Source organism: Leptospira ainazelensis, from assembly GCF_016918785.1.
Lineage (GTDB): Bacteria > Spirochaetota > Leptospiria > Leptospirales > Leptospiraceae > Leptospira > Leptospira ainazelensis.
On sequence record NZ_JAFFPT010000071.1, the window covers coordinates 126,377 to 142,209 of the forward strand.

At 44.6% G+C, this 15,833-nt stretch carries 15 protein-coding genes; 4 read left to right on the forward strand and 11 right to left on the reverse strand.

Features of this window, described 5'->3' with window-relative positions; genetic code table 11:
• Positions 1 to 88 precede the first annotated feature (88 nt).
• From JWG44_RS16350 to JWG44_RS16360, 3 genes are read left to right on the forward strand one after another with little or no spacing between them, the layout of a single operon-like run.
• Positions 89 to 316 carry a BolA/IbaG family iron-sulfur metabolism protein gene (locus JWG44_RS16350; protein WP_205276069.1) on the forward strand — a complete coding sequence of 76 codons (228 nt, stop codon included), beginning with the start codon at positions 89 to 91 and terminating at the stop codon, positions 314 to 316.
• Positions 313 to 633, forward strand: coding sequence for a Grx4 family monothiol glutaredoxin (grxD, locus tag JWG44_RS16355; RefSeq protein ID WP_205276070.1), 321 nt, complete (start codon positions 313 to 315; stop codon positions 631 to 633). Before JWG44_RS16350 ends, grxD begins: the two co-directional genes overlap by 4 nt.
• A complete protein-coding gene (locus tag JWG44_RS16360; RefSeq protein ID WP_205276071.1) occupies positions 633 to 878 on the forward strand; it encodes a glutathione S-transferase N-terminal domain-containing protein in 246 nt (81 codons plus the stop codon). The genes grxD and JWG44_RS16360 overlap by 1 nt, the downstream gene beginning before the upstream one ends.
• On the opposite strand, the gene gshAB is transcribed toward JWG44_RS16360, so the two are convergent.
• Genes gshAB through JWG44_RS16395 form a run of 7 tightly spaced genes read right to left on the reverse strand, consistent with a single transcriptional unit; the run spans position 875 to position 9,581 of the window.
• Positions 875 to 1,906 carry a bifunctional glutamate--cysteine ligase GshA/glutathione synthetase GshB gene (gene gshAB, locus JWG44_RS16365; RefSeq protein WP_205276072.1) on the reverse strand — a complete coding sequence of 344 codons (1,032 nt, stop codon included), beginning with the start codon at positions 1,904 to 1,906 and terminating at the stop codon, positions 875 to 877. The genes JWG44_RS16360 and gshAB overlap by 4 nt on opposite strands.
• Positions 1,894 to 3,456, reverse strand: coding sequence for a glutamate--cysteine ligase (gene gshA, locus JWG44_RS16370; RefSeq protein WP_205276073.1), 1,563 nt, complete (start codon positions 3,454 to 3,456; stop codon positions 1,894 to 1,896). Before gshA ends, gshAB begins: the two co-directional genes overlap by 13 nt.
• The gene (gene ggt, locus JWG44_RS16375) at positions 3,453 to 5,186 is read right to left on the reverse strand and encodes a gamma-glutamyltransferase (RefSeq protein WP_205276074.1); all 1,734 of its coding nucleotides are present in this window, start codon (positions 5,184 to 5,186) and stop codon (positions 3,453 to 3,455) included. The genes gshA and ggt overlap by 4 nt, the downstream gene beginning before the upstream one ends.
• Positions 5,187 to 5,209: 23 nt before the next feature.
• Positions 5,210 to 7,447, reverse strand: coding sequence for an ATP-dependent Clp protease ATP-binding subunit ClpA (gene clpA / locus JWG44_RS16380; protein ID WP_205276075.1), 2,238 nt, complete (start codon positions 7,445 to 7,447; stop codon positions 5,210 to 5,212).
• Positions 7,444 to 7,779 carry an ATP-dependent Clp protease adapter ClpS gene (clpS, locus tag JWG44_RS16385; protein WP_100783827.1) on the reverse strand — a complete coding sequence of 112 codons (336 nt, stop codon included), beginning with the start codon at positions 7,777 to 7,779 and terminating at the stop codon, positions 7,444 to 7,446. Before clpS ends, clpA begins: the two co-directional genes overlap by 4 nt.
• Positions 7,776 to 8,990, reverse strand: a complete 1,215-nt coding sequence (locus tag JWG44_RS16390) for a GNAT family N-acetyltransferase (RefSeq protein WP_205276076.1) — start codon at positions 8,988 to 8,990, stop codon at positions 7,776 to 7,778. The genes clpS and JWG44_RS16390 overlap by 4 nt, the downstream gene beginning before the upstream one ends.
• A 33-nt stretch (positions 8,991 to 9,023) precedes the next feature.
• Positions 9,024 to 9,581 carry a sigma-70 family RNA polymerase sigma factor gene (locus JWG44_RS16395; protein WP_205276077.1) on the reverse strand — a complete coding sequence of 186 codons (558 nt, stop codon included), beginning with the start codon at positions 9,579 to 9,581 and terminating at the stop codon, positions 9,024 to 9,026.
• A gap of 132 nt (positions 9,582 to 9,713) precedes the next feature.
• Here JWG44_RS16395 and JWG44_RS16400 point away from each other — a divergent pair, with 132 nt between their 5' ends.
• Positions 9,714 to 10,346: an NrsF family protein gene (locus JWG44_RS16400; protein ID WP_205276078.1), complete on the forward strand. Its 633-nt coding sequence runs from the start codon at positions 9,714 to 9,716 to the stop codon at positions 10,344 to 10,346.
• Positions 10,347 to 10,787: 441 nt separating this feature from the next.
• On the opposite strand, the gene JWG44_RS16405 is transcribed toward JWG44_RS16400, so the two are convergent.
• From JWG44_RS16405 to leuC, 4 genes are read right to left on the reverse strand one after another with little or no spacing between them, the layout of a single operon-like run.
• Positions 10,788 to 12,695 carry an AAA domain-containing protein gene (locus JWG44_RS16405; protein WP_205276079.1) on the reverse strand — a complete coding sequence of 636 codons (1,908 nt, stop codon included), beginning with the start codon at positions 12,693 to 12,695 and terminating at the stop codon, positions 10,788 to 10,790.
• Positions 12,692 to 13,693, reverse strand: a complete 1,002-nt coding sequence (locus tag JWG44_RS16410) for a PLP-dependent cysteine synthase family protein (protein WP_100783833.1) — start codon at positions 13,691 to 13,693, stop codon at positions 12,692 to 12,694. Before JWG44_RS16410 ends, JWG44_RS16405 begins: the two co-directional genes overlap by 4 nt.
• 15 nt (positions 13,694 to 13,708) lie before the next feature.
• The gene (gene leuD / locus JWG44_RS16415) at positions 13,709 to 14,329 is read right to left on the reverse strand and encodes a 3-isopropylmalate dehydratase small subunit (RefSeq protein ID WP_205276080.1); all 621 of its coding nucleotides are present in this window, start codon (positions 14,327 to 14,329) and stop codon (positions 13,709 to 13,711) included.
• 18 nt (positions 14,330 to 14,347) lie between these two features.
• On the reverse strand, positions 14,348 to 15,745 hold the full coding sequence (gene leuC / locus JWG44_RS16420; protein ID WP_205276081.1) for a 3-isopropylmalate dehydratase large subunit: 1,398 nt from the start codon (positions 15,743 to 15,745) through the stop codon (positions 14,348 to 14,350).
• Positions 15,746 to 15,833 lie beyond the last annotated feature (88 nt).

Sequence of the window (15,833 nt, forward strand, 5' to 3'; positions counted from 1 at the left end):
CGGATTGTAACAAAAACGGGATCAAAAATGCTAAATCTAAGATCTCAGAAATCGAACCGGTAACGAGATCCGGTCTAAAGAAAGAACGATGACAATCGATGAAATAAAAAATAAAATAGAATCCGGTCTTCCGAATTCTAAGGTAACGATACTCGATCCCTATAGGGACGGAGTACATATCAAGGCAGTTGTGATTTACGAAGGATTTGAAGGTAAATCCGTTTTAGAACAACATAGAATGGTCTATGAAACTCTAAAAGAAGAACTAAAACAAGAAGTGCACGCGCTTGCACTGGAAACGAGGACACAAGAATGAACGACGCTGTAAAACAAAAGATTGAAGAATTGATCGGATCCGATAAGGTTTTCCTTTTTATGAAAGGAACCCCCGAAGCTCCTATGTGCGGCTTTTCGGCGGGAGTTGCAAACGTTCTTAGAAGTTTAGGAATTCAATACGGTTCCTTTAACGTTTTGTCGGACGAGGTCGTTCGTCAAGGAATCAAGGACTTTGCAAACTGGCCTACCATTCCTCAACTTTATGTAAATGGAGAATTTGTAGGAGGTCACGACATCGTAGTCGAAATGGCAAAGTCGGGAGATCTACAGAAAAAAGTGGGAACCATTCCCGCGTGATGAAACTCTATCACTTTTTTGGCTGCCCTTATTGCGCCTATGTTAGAGATGAATTTTCGAAAATGGGACTCGTTCCCGGAAAGGATTATGAACTTGTGGAAGCGAGCCGGGGAACCCCCGGTCGCGACGAAGTGGTTCGTCTCGGCGGAAAAAGTCAGGTTCCTTTTTTAGTCGACGACGGCGCCACACAGATGTATGAATCCCGAGATATAGTGGCCTACGTAAAACAAAAAAAGGTTTCTTAAAAACCCAACAAAGTCAAAATTTTATTTCCGACGTCCCTGTTTTTACCTTCGTAAGGATAGTTATGAATGTATAAAACAGGGTTGAAGTTCAATTCTAAGATTTTATAATCTCCCTTCGTTTCCAAATCCTTCAAAATAATATCGACTCCGCAAATTTTAGCTCCCACCGATTTCGCCGCCTTCACGGCCAATTCTTTATAGTAAGAATGTGCGAGATCGGTTACGTCGATCGAATCTCCGCCTGTGCTGATGTTGGAATTTTTTCGAAGAAATACTTTTTCTCCGTTCTTCGGAATCGAATCTTTTGTAAGATGGGATTGTTCGAGAACATCCAATTCCGTATCTCCTAGTTGTATTTTTTCAAGCGGGGTCACATGCCCGACTCCTCTTCTCGGATCTTCGTTTTTTAGAGACACGAGTTCTTCGATCGTATGTTTTCCGTCTCCGGTCACGTTAGCCGGAATCCGATTACAAACGGCAACGGTCTCCTCGCCGATCACTAAAAAACGATATTCGTTTCCCTCGGCGAATTCTTCCACGATTACGGATTCGGAATGATTGAACGCGATTTTGACCGCCTTTTTTGCGTCTTCCATCGACGCTTTCGGAGGAAGGATCGTAATACCGATTCCGAAATTGGTAGTGACCGGTTTTACAACCATCTTCTTATCGTTATGCGTTTCCAAAAAGGAAAGAGCCGGCTCCGGATCTCCAAAACTTTCCCCCGCCGGAACTTGAAGACCCGCCTCGTCCATTACAATTTTTGAAATCGTCTTATTTTCCATCACAAGAAAGGTCATATAAGAATCGAGTCCGGTTTTAGAGGCTTCCTTTACATACTGAACGTGTCCGGAAGAATTTTTCAAACGAAGAAAGTGATTCTTCCGATCCAAAATTTCAACCTCAAGCCCTCGGTTGAGAGCGTCGCGAATGACGATCTGCGTGGAAATTTCAAGGTCTTCGAAATCTTTCAACGTGAAAATTTCGGGAGAAATAAACTCGCCCGATTTCAATTTTAGTGATTGCATAGTTTGACTGTGGGATAGTGGGTCTGGGATTCTTCTTTTTCCAACTGTTCCTTCTCTTGAAAGGATCGTTGTGATTCTTTTTCGATCTTCATCAAAGTTCCCGGAGAATATTCCATATAGGAAAGGGCTCTACGATTTTCCCTGGCGAGTTCCATTCCTTTGTCCCTAAATTCGATTCCACGTTTTAGAATTTCGCATAACAATTTTCCGGAAGGGGTTTTATCCGGATTTTTCCATTTTTTGATCTGAAAGTCGATCGATTCTTCGTAGTTCTTTTTTCCGGTATGCCGATCCAAAATTTTAGCGTAGCGTCTCAGCGATTCCGAATATTCGGAACCGGTCTGTTGGAAATTTTTTTCAGAATTTCTGACTCGTATTTTGAGTTCCCGATTTCTTCCTTCCCAGATCACTTTGTTTAGATTTTCCTTTTGGATTTCGTGTTCTTCCGAGTCGATCGAAGGAGACGGACTCAAAAGAGAATCCAGAAGGATCAATTGTGTGAATGCAAGATTGTGTCTGCAAACGCCCAAAGGAGAATAAGGATCGATATCCAAGGAGCGAATTTCGATGTATTCGATTCCTCTTCTTAAAAGCGCGTCAAGAGGTCTTTCGTCTCCTTTTGGAACTTGTTTTGGACGAACGGGGGAATAGAATTCGTTTTCGATCTGAAGATAATTCGGATTGAGCTGCGAGTCCGGAGATTCGGAAAAACCGACGTATTTGTCATACGGAGTATGAACCGCGTAACACATCCGATCCACGTATTCAGCCAAAGAATTATAATGAATTCCTAATGTATCCTGTACTTTACTCGTATAACCGATCTCGCTCATCCGAAGCGAAGTCGCGTAAGGAGAATACATCGTAAAGTCCTTATGTTTTTCGAATTTGAGATCGCCGGGATTCGGGAGAAAGGTGGAATCAAAGACGGAAGAGGATCCGGTGAGATAGGTCAAATAGTGAACCCTTCTCATAAAGTTTCGAATCACGTGCAAATACAAAGAGGAGATTTCTTCCTTTGTAAAATTGGAGACGTCCTTTCCTAAAAATTGTCTCAAAAAAATATTGGAAAAAGAAAAATTGTAATGAACTCCGGAGATCGTCTGCATTCTTCTTCCGTAACGAAGACCAAGTCCGTGACGATAGATCGTCTTCCACTTTCCGGAAGCGGAACTTCCGTATTGTCCGAGTGGAATCTCGTTCTCGTCTTCGGGCAGAATCGGAGGCATACTAAACGGCCAGATCAATTCGTTGTTCAGTTTACGAATCGTGTATATATGCAGATCTTGTAATTCTCTGATATTGGCTTCGATTCGAGGACGCGGATGAGTGGCGTATTCGAGCTGAGGTTCGGCAAAATCAGTCTTGATATAATGATTCGTAAGACTGGAGCCGAGGTGTTCGGGATGCGGAGTTCTTGCTATGCTTCCGTCCGGATTGACCCTCATACTTTCTTTTTCCAATCCGTGTTTTGCTTTTACGGCGTGGCGTAGAAGAATCTCCAGTGAAACCTCGTCGATCTTGGATTGAGCAAATTCTTTAGTTTTCAAAGTCCGCCTGTGGCCCCTTCTCCACGTGGATCGGAAGCTCCGTAGAGCTTTCCATTCTCCCTTTTTACCGAGAACAATTTTGCAAAGTTCGGTGCGATTCGAATGTCGTGTTTTCTCGCCGAAAGTCCGTCAAAGACGTTTCTTTCGTTCACGGGCTTTTCGATAAAGACCGCATCGGGAAAAAATTGATGATGTATTCTTCCACGCGCCACGGATTCATACAAGGTCAGCTTAAAATCCAAATTATAGATCAAAGATTGTAAAACCGCATTCACAATATAGGAACCGCCCGGAGCGCCAGTTGCCAAAAACGTTTCGTTTTCTTTGAATACAAGGGTCGGAGACATACTACTCAGCGGGGTTTTTTTGGGAAGAATCGAATTTGCTTCCGCACCGATCAAACCGTAGACGTTCGGTTCTCCCGGAGCTCGACTGAAATCGTCCATCGTATCGTTTAGGACGATTCCATATCCGGGAACCACGACGGATGCGCCAAAACGAAAGTTAATGGATTGGGTTGTGGAGACCGCGTTTCCATCCTTATCCATCACCGAGATATGAGTGGTTTGAGGGGATTCCACTCCGAAATTTAGTTCTTTCAAAAAAGAAGAACTGCTCGAAGCGACCTTCGGATCAAAGTCCTCCATTTTTTCCCCCGCGTATTTTTTAGATAAAAGACGATCGATCGGAATTTTTGTAAACTGCGGATCTCCTCCTAAAATCGCCCGATCTGCGTAACCGCGACGCATGGCCTCGGCGATAAAATGATAATAAGCGGCTGCGTCCTTATCATACAATTCTTTCAGAGGTTTGGTTTCTATCATCGACAACATCGTAAGAAGGTGAACTCCGGAGGAAGGAGGAGGCATCGTATAGATCGTATAATCTCTGTAAGATGCTTTTAAGGTTTTTTTTTCGATGACTCGGAAACTTTTGAGATCCTGAGGAGTGATCAACCCCCCGTTTTTTTTCATGGCACTTACGATAGAATCCGCAATTTTGCCCTGATAGAATTCCCTTTCCCCCGTTTCGGAAATCATCTTTAGAGTGTTCGCGAGATCTTTTTGAACGAGCATGGAGCCGACTTCCGGCGGCTTTCCATTTGGGAGAAAAATCCCCTTCATCTCCTCGTCCATATCCTTGGATGATTTTTGAATCGCGGAAAATAAATCCGAATAAACCGGAAATCCATTCTCCGCCAAACGAATCGCCGGCGAAAGGACCTCCTTGAGAGAAAGTTTTCCAAACCGTTTTTGAATCTGAATCAGCCCCGCCACGTTACCCGGAACACCAACGGCGCGAAATCCAAAAAGAGAATCTTCTTTCGGCTTTCGTTTATACATATTGCGGGACGCCGCGCTCGGAGCCCTTTCTCGAAAATCGAATGCGATCGGTTCTGAAAAACCTTTTAGATAAAGAACTAAAAATCCGCCGCCCCCCAATCCTGTGGAGTGAGGTCTCGTAACTGAAATGGCAAAGGAGGTCGCGACCGCTACGTCGACGACGTTCCCGCCTAACTTTCCGACTTCAATTCCGGCTGCGGTTGCCTCGGGTGAATCGGATGCGATCATCAGATTCTTACTCTCGCTAAAATAATCGGTGTGTGTTTTTGTATTGGAGGGAGTTACGAGTAAATCGGTTGAGACCGTCTTTCCTTCGATCGAAAGAGGAACTTCCTTACACGAAAAAAGGATAAGTATCAGTAGGATACGTGCGTATTTTTGTTTCATCGGCTCCCGGATCGTTTTTTAGTTTAAGACTTTTTGCCGTGAGAGAATTCCATCTCGATTCCGTCCTTACCGGCAATGAGCTTCGCTTTTCCACCCGATTTCAATTCTCCAAAAAGGATCTCTTCCGAAATTCTTTTTGAGATATGAGTATCGATCCATCTCTGCACCGGTCTTGCGCCAAACTCGGGAGTATAAGCTTTTTCCGCGATGTATTCCAGTACATCGTCTTGAAACTCTAATTCAATTTGTTTAGAATTCAGACGGTCTTGTAAAAGGGCAAGCTGTTTTGCAACTACTTTGGTTACATTTTCCCGGTTTAAGGAAGTAAACTCAATCACCGCAGTGAGACGGTTTCTAAACTCCGGAGAAAATTGTTTTTCGATCGCTTTGAGACTTCTGTCCTCCAAAAGATCATTCCCAAAACCGACGGGATTTGTGGAACGTTCCCGCGCACCCGTATTTGTGGTCATCACAAGAATCACCTGACGAAAATCCGATTTTCTTCCGTTGTTGTCCGTAAGAGTTGCGTGATCCATAATCTGAAGAAGAATATTATAAATGTCTTCGTGAGCTTTTTCGATCTCGTCGAGCAAAAGAACACAGTGAGGATTTCGATGAACCGCGTCCGTGAGTTGTCCGCCCTGTTCAAATCCTACATAACCCGGAGGGGAACCGATCAATCTGGAAACGGTATGTTTTTCCATGTATTCGCTCATATCAAAACGAATGAGTTCCACACCGAGAATCTCAGCGAGTTTACGAGTCAGTTCGGTCTTACCGACTCCGGTCGGACCCGCAAAAAGGAAACTTCCCACCGGTTTTCCCGGTTCGGAAAGTCCGCTTCGGGAAAGTCGGATCGACTGGACGAGTTGATCGATCGCGGAATTTTGCCCGTAGATTTTGGCTTTCAGTTGTTCGTCTAAGTTCTTGAGTTTTTCACGATCGTCCGCTTTTACGGTAACGGAAGGAACTTTGGCGATCTTGGAAACGAGCTCTTCGATTTCCCTCACGGTTACCGTTTTTTTACCGCTTTCTCGGAGACGAACACGAGCGCCCGCCTCGTCCAAAAGGTCGATCGCTTTGTCCGGAAGTTTTCGATCCAGAATATAACGCGCCGATAACTCGGCGGCTTGTTCCACCGCCGATGCGGAATATTTCACCTTGTGAAAGGATTCGTATTTTCCCAAAAGTCCTTTTAAGATCTCGACGGTTTCGGGAATCGAAGGTTCCCCGACTTCCACCTTTTGGAATCTCCTCGAAAGTGCATGATCTTTTTCGAATATAGTTTTGTATTCTTTATAAGTGGTGGTTCCGATACAACGGAGTTCTCCGCTGGAAAGCGCGGGTTTGAGTAAATTGGAAGCATCGAGAGATCCACCTGAAACCGCGCCGGCTCCGATGATCGTATGGATCTCGTCGATAAAAAGAACGTGGTCGTCCTGAGCCGTGATCTGAGTTACTACGTTTTTGAGTCTTTCCTCGAATTCTCCTCGAAACTTGGTTCCCGCAAGCAAAAGCCCCATGTCCAGAGAATAGACTTTCAGATTCTTCAAAGGCTCCGGAACTTTTCCGTCCACGACCATTTGTGCAAGACCTTCTACGATCGAAGTTTTACCGACTCCGGCTTCTCCCACAAAGATAGGATTATTTTTTCTTCTTCTGCAAAGAATGTGAATCGTTCGGTCTAGTTCGTCCGCGCGTCCGATCATAGGATCGAGTTTTCCTTCCCGAGCTTTCGCGGTGAGATCCACACAAAACGTTTTGAGAGGATCGGAAACTTTTTCGCCCTCTTCGCCCAGAGTTTCTTTTTCCCGGTTTTGATTGTCTTTACGAATTCCGTGAGAGATGTAACGAACGATATCGAGCCTGGAAATATCTTGCGATCCTAAAAAATAAACCGCGTTAGATTGATCTTCTCGGAATAACGCAGCCAGGACGTCGCCTCCGTCCATCTTCTTATTGCGGGTAGATTGAACGTGAAATTCCGCGAGTTGAAGAACGTGCTGCACCCCGATCGTATAAATCGGATCGACTTCTCCTGAAGTTTCCGGAAAGGATTCGAGTTCGCTGTCAAGATAATGAGCCAGGTCCTTTCTCAACTTTTCAATATCGGCTCCACAGGCTTCCAAAACTTCCTTCCCGACCGTGTCATACGTGAGGGCGAGAAGAATGTGTTCGAGTGTGATAAATTCGTTTCTTCTTTGTTTGGCTTCTTCCCAAGCCTTTCTCAAGGTCCTTTCCATTTCTTCCGTAAGAATCATGATTCTTCTTCTCCTTCCTCCACTTCCATCGTACAATGAAGCGGGTATCCGTGTTGTTCTGCCAGTTGTTGAACCTGTATGACCTTGGTTCTCGCAACGTCGTGCGAATAAACGCCGCATAACGCTTTCCCCGTGATATGGGCTTTTAACATGATCTGTTCGCTTTCGGCTCTTGTTCTGTGAAAGACTACCTGTAAAATCCAAACTACGAATTCCATAGGAGTAAAATCGTCGTTGAGTATGATGACTCTGTATTTGGAAGGACGTTTGAGTTTGACCTTCTCCTTGGTCAAAGTCTGTTCTTCCGTATCAAATCGAAAGATCTCGCTCATGGATCTCGACTCCCCTTATCTGCGATCGTGTCTTCTCGGAAAAATGTTTCGCTCGAAAATTCCTTGAGCGGAGAGTGCTCGTTGGTTTCCTGAATCATTTCCTGCATGTGCAGTCTTTCCTCTTTTAAAAAACGTTCAATCGCATTTCTCGCTCCCGGATGAAAAATCCTATGAGAACTGTAGGTCGGAACGGCCGGAAATCCTCGCAGAAATTTATGTTCCCCTTGAGCGCCCGCTTCGAAGACTTTGATTTTCTCACGAATCGCGTAGTCGATCAATTGATAAAAACAACATTCGAAATGAAGATGAGAATGATATTCGAGACAACCCCAATATCTTCCGTATAAAAATTCGCCTTTGCGGAGATTGAAAGTTCCCGCGATCGGTTTTCCGTCCCGCGAAGCAAGAACCAAAACGATCCGATCTCGAAACGTTTCAAATGCCTCGTCAAAAAATTTCCGATTGAGATAGGCCGAACCCCATTTTCTAGAATGAGTGTCTTCGTAAAACCGCCAGATGGAATTCATATCCGATTTGGAGATTTGATTTCCTTCGAGGATTCGAATCTCGAGACCGTAGTTCCGGACGATCTCCCGTTCCCGTTTGATCTGCATTCTTTTTTTGGATTTCATCGCGCCGAGATAATCGTCGAAATTTTCGTAACCCGGATTATTCCAGTGATACTGATGAGAAAGCCGGGTCGTAAATCCAAACTTCTCGAGAACCTCCGATTCTTTCTTTTCCAAAAATAAAAAATGAACTCCGGAAAGACCTTCTTTTTCACAAAAACGAAGGAGCTCCGGAATCAGATAAGAACAAACTTCTTCCAGACTCATTTCATTCTTATGAAGGATTCGTTTTCCGTTAGCCGGAGTAAACGGAATCGCAACAAGACCCTTGGGATAATAGTTCAAACCCGCTTTGGAAAAAAACTGAGCCCACTGAAAATCAAAGATGTATTCGCCATAAGAATCGAACTTGAGAAAGAGTGGAATGACTGCGGAGAAACGTCCGTCCTTTTTAAGAATGCAATATTTCTGAATCCAAGAAGTACTCGAACCGATACAACGGGAGACTTCCAGAGAATGTAAAAAATCGTATTCTAAAAACGGACTTTGGTGATCGGAGATTGAGTTCCATTCTTCCTTGGAAATCGAAGAGATAGAATCCAAGAATTCTACTCTTATTCCGTTGGGCATTTGGGAAGACATGCTATTCCTTGGACTTGTTTGATTGCAGTTTTGTCAGATATCAAGTGAAAAATGCTTTCGAATCTTTTGAACGGCGCGGTGTGTGATTACTTTGATATTGGATTCGGAAAGTCCGGTTTTTTCAGAAACTTCTCGGACGCTCATTCCTTCGAGTTTGAGATGCGTGAGAATCTGCTTTTGTCTTTCATCCAAAACGGTCAGCCACTGCTTCAGGATTTCCCGAGCCTTTTCGGGTTCCTCTTCTTCGACCGGTTCGGGAGAAGCGAAAAGATCCAGATTCTCCGTTGCAAAAGAACGATCCCCAACCTTTTTTTTTCGGAGATAATCTATGGTTTTGTATCTCGCAATGGCAAAAACCCAAGGCGCAGGATGACGTTCCGCGCGATAAGAATCCCGTGCCTTGTGAAGACCGATCAAAATTTCTTGAACGAGGTCTTCACGGTCTTCTGCATTGTTAATACGAGGAATCAGATAAGAACGAAGGACTCCGGTTACGAGTCTGAGGAATTTTTCATAAGAAGCCTGGTCGCCTTCTCGAGCCTTGGCGATAAGAATTGTGCATTCTTCCCAGATTTCTTTTTTAGCTGACATGTAACTAACTGCTTTCAACCTTCGAATATAGAAACAGTTGGACCCGATTTACTTCCAGACTGAAGCGGGAAGAAATTATTGTCCAACCATTCTTTAATTTTGGAAAATTTCCCATTTTATAACCTAAGAGCAATGTTGAGTAAAGAAGAGAAAACCGAATCCTTGATCCAAAAATTAGCGGCGGAAACTCCTTCCAAGGGAAACGTTTGGGATACTCTTGTTTTTTTAGTTCCGCTCTTTGCAATCGCTTTTATTTTACTCGTCCTGTCCGTTTATCCGATCACTGCTCCGCTTATTCATATACCGACCTTGTTTCCTGATTTCCTTTGGATCTTGATCGTCGGAATGATCTCTTATTGGGTTCTATCGAAGTTACGATTTCCGGAAGAATCGTTTTCGAAATTTTCAAAACTTCCGATCCTTCTTGGATTTGTCTGGGTTCTTTTTTTCGCGGTTTTGTTTGCCTGGGATTTAATCAGAGGTCATGAATATAGACATCATATCGGTCGCTGCGCCTCGACTATCTTTTTTTCCAGCCTCGTCTTTTTTGGAAGCGGGATCTATCTATTTCGAAAAGGGAAACCCGGAAATCCGTTTTTAAGCGCGGCGGTTCTTTCGGTTTTTAGCCTGGCCCTCGCAAACCTCTGTCTTAAATTTGTCTGCGGGGATCAGTCCGCGTTTCATATCTTCTTTTCGCACGGACTCCCGAGCTCGATCCTCTTCTTAGGCGGCTTTTTAGTATTTAAGAATATTCTAAAGTGGTGATTTTTTAAAACAAAAAACAATCGAAAGGCTCTCTTTTTTGACCAAGGAATTAGAATCAGCCGCAAACGTTTGAACAGAGAATTAAAAATCGGTCGGAGTTCCGACGATCCTCCGTGAAAGCCGCGCGCCCCGCCCTGATTTTGGGTGGAGGGGAGCGGTGGCGGGAAAAATTCGCAGTTGCTCTATATCACAGAAATTGCATATTTGCAAAGAGAATTCTGTCGAAAAAGATTTGTCGGAAGAATTAAAAGTCGATTTCAGAATCGCATCTCCTTCGTATTTGTTTGTTCCGACAAAGTATCTCTGAAAAAATTTACTTGCAATCGGACCGAACTTTCTTGTGACAGAAGGTTTCGAAAAAAAGTCAATCACCGACTTTGCCCGGACAAGAAGAAGATCCCAATGAATGATCTACGGAACAATAAAACGTCGCCTGGAAAATCACAAAAACTCCCAAGCGGTCCGAAAGACTTCTTTCTCTTCCGCAAACTGAATTAGCTTCGATAAAAATGGATCCGTCGAAAGGGTGGAACTATCGCCGATACAAAGCAGCAAATCCTTCGCTCTAGTCATCCCGACATTGATCCTTCTGGATTCTTTTAAGAATCCGGACTTTCCTTCCTCGTTAGAGCGAACAAATCCCAAAATAATACAACGATTCTCTCTTCCCTGAAATGAATCGATCGTAGAAACTCGGATCTTTGCAAGATTTGCTTCTTTCAATTTTTCGGAAATTACTCTTACCTGGGCCCGATACGGAGAAAGAATTGTGATCTCCTCTTCTTTCCAACCTTGTTCGTTTAACAAAACGCAGATCCGAATTTGTAAATCGGCTTCAAAAAGATTTGTCAAACTGTCGTCTGCGGAAATTTCCTCGCTATCGGTTCCCGCAGTATCGATCCATTGAAATGAATGGGGAAATGGAAATTCTTCCGGAAAATTTGCGGTTCTTTCTTCAGACGGGCGACCCGATTTCAAAAGACCTGAATAAAATTCCTTGGAAGAAAATTCAGCAATTTCATCTTTCATTCGATACTGTGTATCAAGAAGAAAAACTCTCTCCGAAGTTGTTAGTCTTTCAGCGGCCTTTTCAAACAAGGTAACTTCTAACTTATTTTTTTCGGAGAATAAGGTCGGCGGCAATTGTTTGTGATCTCCCGCGAGAATCACACGATCCGATTTTAGAATGGGAATCCAAGACGCAGGTTCCAGCGCCTGAGAGCATTCGTCTAACACACAATAGTCGAAAATTCTTCCCTCCAAAACTCCTTTTGCGGACGCAACGGGCGTCGAAACGATCACAGGATGCGAAGAAATCAAACTGTCTATCAAACCGGCTTCTATCGTTCGAATCGTTTTTTTGAGTTCTTTAACTTCTTGAAACAGAGATTTTCTTTCTTCCCTTTCCTTCTCGCCGAAGTTTCTTTTGTATTTCTTTGCTTGTTTAGAAATTTCTAATACGTCCCTTCTGTATTCGCTTAACAATTTTCCGTCGGGATGATGAAACAATTTATAATCCAATGTTGAATGAAGCGCGGTTTCCGAAACTCTTGCGGGATGTCCGAGCCGCAAAATCGGAATTCCTCGTTCGGAAATGGATTCCACCAAAAGATCGCAAGCGGAATGAGTCGGAGCCGAAACAAGAACCTTTCTTTCTTCGTCGACGAGTTGACTCACGATTTCGGTTAACGTAGTGGTTTTTCCGGTTCCGGGCGGACCGTGAATGATCGTAACGTCCTCCGAAAGAACCGAGTGTAAAACCGCATTCCTCTGGGAATCGTTTAAACGGGAATTCATTCTTCCTAAAACACGACTCCGATCGGCTGCACGAAGGGAAATTTTGTCCGGTTTTCCATATCCCAAAAGAAGTTCCCGATTCACATACAATCGGCTTCCCTTTTTAGCATCGGAAACGACATCAAGAGCCCGAAACATTTCTCTGTAGGAAGTTTCATCCGGCAAAAGATCCAGATAACACTTTCCGTCCTCGGACCATTCCGGAACCTCGTCGATCGCGATTCGAATTTTTTCTTTATGAAGAGATACAAGAATCGCACGAACATTCTCCTCCTCTTTTCCGATCTGAATCGGAGCTCCCGATTGAAACTTAGAAGGATATTCTTCTTGTTCTGGAAATCGAAACGTAAGAATCCAACTTCCGTCTCGGCCGATGGATTGTTCTTCGTAGACAAGAGGGTATAACGTGATTCCGAGTTGGACTCGTTCTTGTAAGGACCTCGAAAGCCAGTCCTTGGAAAAAAGATTGTCTTCTTCTTTTTTTTCCCGCTCCAGTTCTTTGCGAACGGCTTCCAGTTCCTCTAAAGAACCGGAAAATTTCCCTTCCTTCAAAACCGGTCCGGAGAAAGGACTACGATTCTGTAGACCTGGGATTTTTGATCGTCTCTAGTAGGAAGGCTTTCCGCAAATCGAATTGCGCTCGCAAGAGTTGTTCCCGTCGTAGTTCCCGCGAAAATCCCCTCTTTTTGATAGAGATCGGATTGATAGAGAAGCGCTTGTTCCCGATCCACTCCCACGTATTCGTCCACGATCTTTGGATCAAAAGATTCGGGCAGATGAATCGAAGTTTCGTTTTGCACCATCTTCCGTATGAATCTGGATTTCTGACTCACACCCATGATCACTCTTATGGAAGACTTCTTGGATTTTAGAAAACGACCCGCTCCCGAAAGAGTTCCACCGGAACCACCACCCGCGACAAAGGCGTCGACGTTTCCTGCAAGGTCTCTCCAGATTTCAGGGCCTGTAAAAAGATAATGTGCGTTTGTATTGGCCATGTCCGTGTATTCGTTTAAGATCACGGTGTTCTTTTCTTTCTCTTTGATCTCTCTTGCTTTTTTTAACAGAGCCTCGTCCCAATTCCCTTTTGCTTCCGGAAGAATTTCGACATGAGCTCCGAACGTCTGAAGATCTTTGATTTTTTGAGGATCTGTGTCTCCTGCGACCAAACAACGAAACTTATACTGACGGATCGTGCTGATCCAGGCGAGACTGAGTCCGGTAGAATTGTAACCCGGTTGAATGATCTGCCCGCCCGGTTTCAATTCTCCTCTTCTTTCGGAAGAAAGAATCATGGAAAGAGCGGTTCTATCCTTCACCGAGCCGGTGGGGTTGCAGAACTCCGCCTTGAGATAGAATTCCACATTGGGGATATGAGAGCCGATCTGATTCAAACGAATGAGCGGAGTGTTTCCGATCATCTGAAGGATCGTTTCTTTTACCGGTTTTGCTACGCTGAGTTCCCGTCCAAACGATTTCTGAATGTTATTCAGAGCGCCAAGGAAACTGTTTCCAAACTCGTCAATTGAACGGGAGATTTCATCAAACATATAATTTGTGCAGAATTATATAGAGTACAACCAAGGTTCAACTTCTTTCTGCTTTTTTTCAAACTCTCCGATTTTGGATTCGTGTTTGAGTGTGAGACCGATATCATCGAGTCCGTTGTAAAGACAGTATTTGCGGAAAGAATCCACTTCGAAAGCGTATACTTTTCCGGTAGGCCCGGTCACGGTTTGTTTTTCAAGATCGATCGTGATCTTTGCTCCGGAGTTGGAAGAGACGGCCTGAAACAATTCTTCCACTTGTTCGGATTTTAAAACCACCGGAAGCATCCCATTCTTAAAACAATTGTTGAAAAAGATATCCGCGTAGGAAGGAGCGATGATACAACGAAAACCGTAGTCTTCCAAAGCCCAAGGCGCGTGTTCTCGGGAAGATCCACAACCGAAGTTGTCTCTGGTTACTAAGATAATGGCTCCCTTATAACGATCTTGGTTTAAGGAGAATTCAGGATTGAGTTTCGTTCCTGCGTCGTCCAAATATCTCCAATCATGAAAAAGATGAACCCCAAAGCCGGTTCGTTCGATCTTTCTCAAAAATTGTTTTGGAATGATCTGATCCGTATCCACGTTGGGTCGATCGAGTAAGGCCGCGATTCCGCTGAGAGTCGTAAATGCTTTCATAATTCTAAATTCTATTCCTTATTTCCAGTTTCGGATGTCCACGAAGTGACCTTCGATCGCCGCCGCGGCGGCCATTTCCGGTCCTACGAGGTGAGTTCGACCGCCCTTTCCTTGACGACCTTCGAAGTTACGATTGGAGGTGGAAGCGCATCTGTCGCCGGGTTCGAGAACGTCGTCGTTCATCGCGAGACACATGGAACAACCCGGATTTCTCCATTCAAAACCCGCCGCAGAAAAAATCTTATCCAGACCTTCCTGTTCCGCCTGACGTTTCACCCTTCCCGATCCGGGAACAACGATCGCTTGCACTTTCGAGGAAACTTTTTTTCCTTGGATCGTCGCCGCCGCCGCTCTTAAGTCCTCGATTCTGGAATTGGTACAGGATCCGATAAACACTTTGTTGATCGTTACATCCTCGATCTTTTGTCCCGGTTTTAGATCCATATATTTTAACGCGGATTCGATTCCGATTTTTTCAACGGGATCGGTCGCATCCTTTGGATCGGGAATCACACCTTTTACGGAAATCACCTGGCTCGGAGAAGTTCCCCAACTCACCATCGGCGCGATTTCGTCCGCGTGTAAAATCACGGTCGTATCAAACTTGGCGCCTTCGTCGGTGACGTAGTGTTTCCATTTTTTTACGGCGAGATCCCATTCTGCACCTTTTGGGGCAAAGTCTTTTCCTTTGATATAATTGAATGTGGTTTCGTCCGGTGCAATCAGTCCGGCTCTGGCTCCCGCTTCGATCGACATATTGCAGATCGTCATACGAGCTTCCATGCTCAGCGCTGAAATCGCAGAACCGCGGTATTCGATTACATAACCGGTCGCACCCGCAGTTCCGATTTTACCGATGATCGCAAGGATGATGTCCTTAGCCGTAACCTTATCGGAGAGTTTTCCATCCACGCGGATTTCCATTGTCTTCGCTCTTTTTTGAACGAGGGTTTGGGTCGCGAGAACGTGTTCGACTTCGCTCGTTCCGATTCCGAAAGCGAGGGCTCCGAAAGCGCCGTGTGTGGAAGTATGAGAATCTCCGCAAACGATGGTCATCCCGGGATGGGTCAGACCCATTTCCGGAGCGATGACGTGAATGATTCCTTGGTCCGGATTTTCAAAGTCGTAGAGACGGATTCCGTTTTCGTCGCAATTTTTTTTAAGAGTTTGCATTTGGATCGCGGAGATCGGATCGGCGAGACTCATGTCTCTGGTTCTTGTGGAAACGTTATGATCCATCGTTGCGAAGGTGGCTTCCGGACGACGCACTTTTCTTCCCGCGAGTTTGATTCCTTCAAAAGCCTGGGGACTCGTGACTTCGTGAATGAGATGACGGTCAATATAAATGATATACGATCCTCCATCCAGTTCCCCGACTAGATGGTCTTCCCAGATTTTTTCGAACATTGTCTTCATTTTGGATTCTGTCTCCCCGAAAGAAATTCTTTCGGAATTTGTGGATTGGATGGATTTCTCGGAAGGAGAAAGAGCTCATCCGTCTGTA

Coding starts and splice junctions, on each gene's coding strand:
- clpS (WP_100783827.1), bottom strand. CDS start 7,779: ATGAGCGAGATCTTTCGATTTGATACGGAAGAACAGACTTTGACCAAG.
- JWG44_RS16395 (WP_205276077.1), bottom strand. CDS start 9,581: ATGTCAGCTAAAAAAGAAATCTGGGAAGAATGCACAATTCTTATCGCC.
- gshAB (WP_205276072.1), bottom strand. CDS start 1,906: ATGCAATCACTAAAATTGAAATCGGGCGAGTTTATTTCTCCCGAAATT.
- JWG44_RS16350 (WP_205276069.1), top strand. CDS start 89: ATGACAATCGATGAAATAAAAAATAAAATAGAATCCGGTCTTCCGAAT.
- grxD (WP_205276070.1), top strand. CDS start 313: ATGAACGACGCTGTAAAACAAAAGATTGAAGAATTGATCGGATCCGAT.
- JWG44_RS16400 (WP_205276078.1), top strand. CDS start 9,714: ATGTTGAGTAAAGAAGAGAAAACCGAATCCTTGATCCAAAAATTAGCG.
- ggt (WP_205276074.1), bottom strand. CDS start 5,186: ATGAAACAAAAATACGCACGTATCCTACTGATACTTATCCTTTTTTCG.
- JWG44_RS16360 (WP_205276071.1), top strand. CDS start 633: ATGAAACTCTATCACTTTTTTGGCTGCCCTTATTGCGCCTATGTTAGA.
- leuC (WP_205276081.1), bottom strand. CDS start 15,745: ATGAAGACAATGTTCGAAAAAATCTGGGAAGACCATCTAGTCGGGGAA.
- JWG44_RS16390 (WP_205276076.1), bottom strand. CDS start 8,990: ATGTCTTCCCAAATGCCCAACGGAATAAGAGTAGAATTCTTGGATTCT.
- clpA (WP_205276075.1), bottom strand. CDS start 7,447: ATGATTCTTACGGAAGAAATGGAAAGGACCTTGAGAAAGGCTTGGGAA.
- leuD (WP_205276080.1), bottom strand. CDS start 14,329: ATGAAAGCATTTACGACTCTCAGCGGAATCGCGGCCTTACTCGATCGA.
- JWG44_RS16410 (WP_100783833.1), bottom strand. CDS start 13,693: ATGTTTGATGAAATCTCCCGTTCAATTGACGAGTTTGGAAACAGTTTC.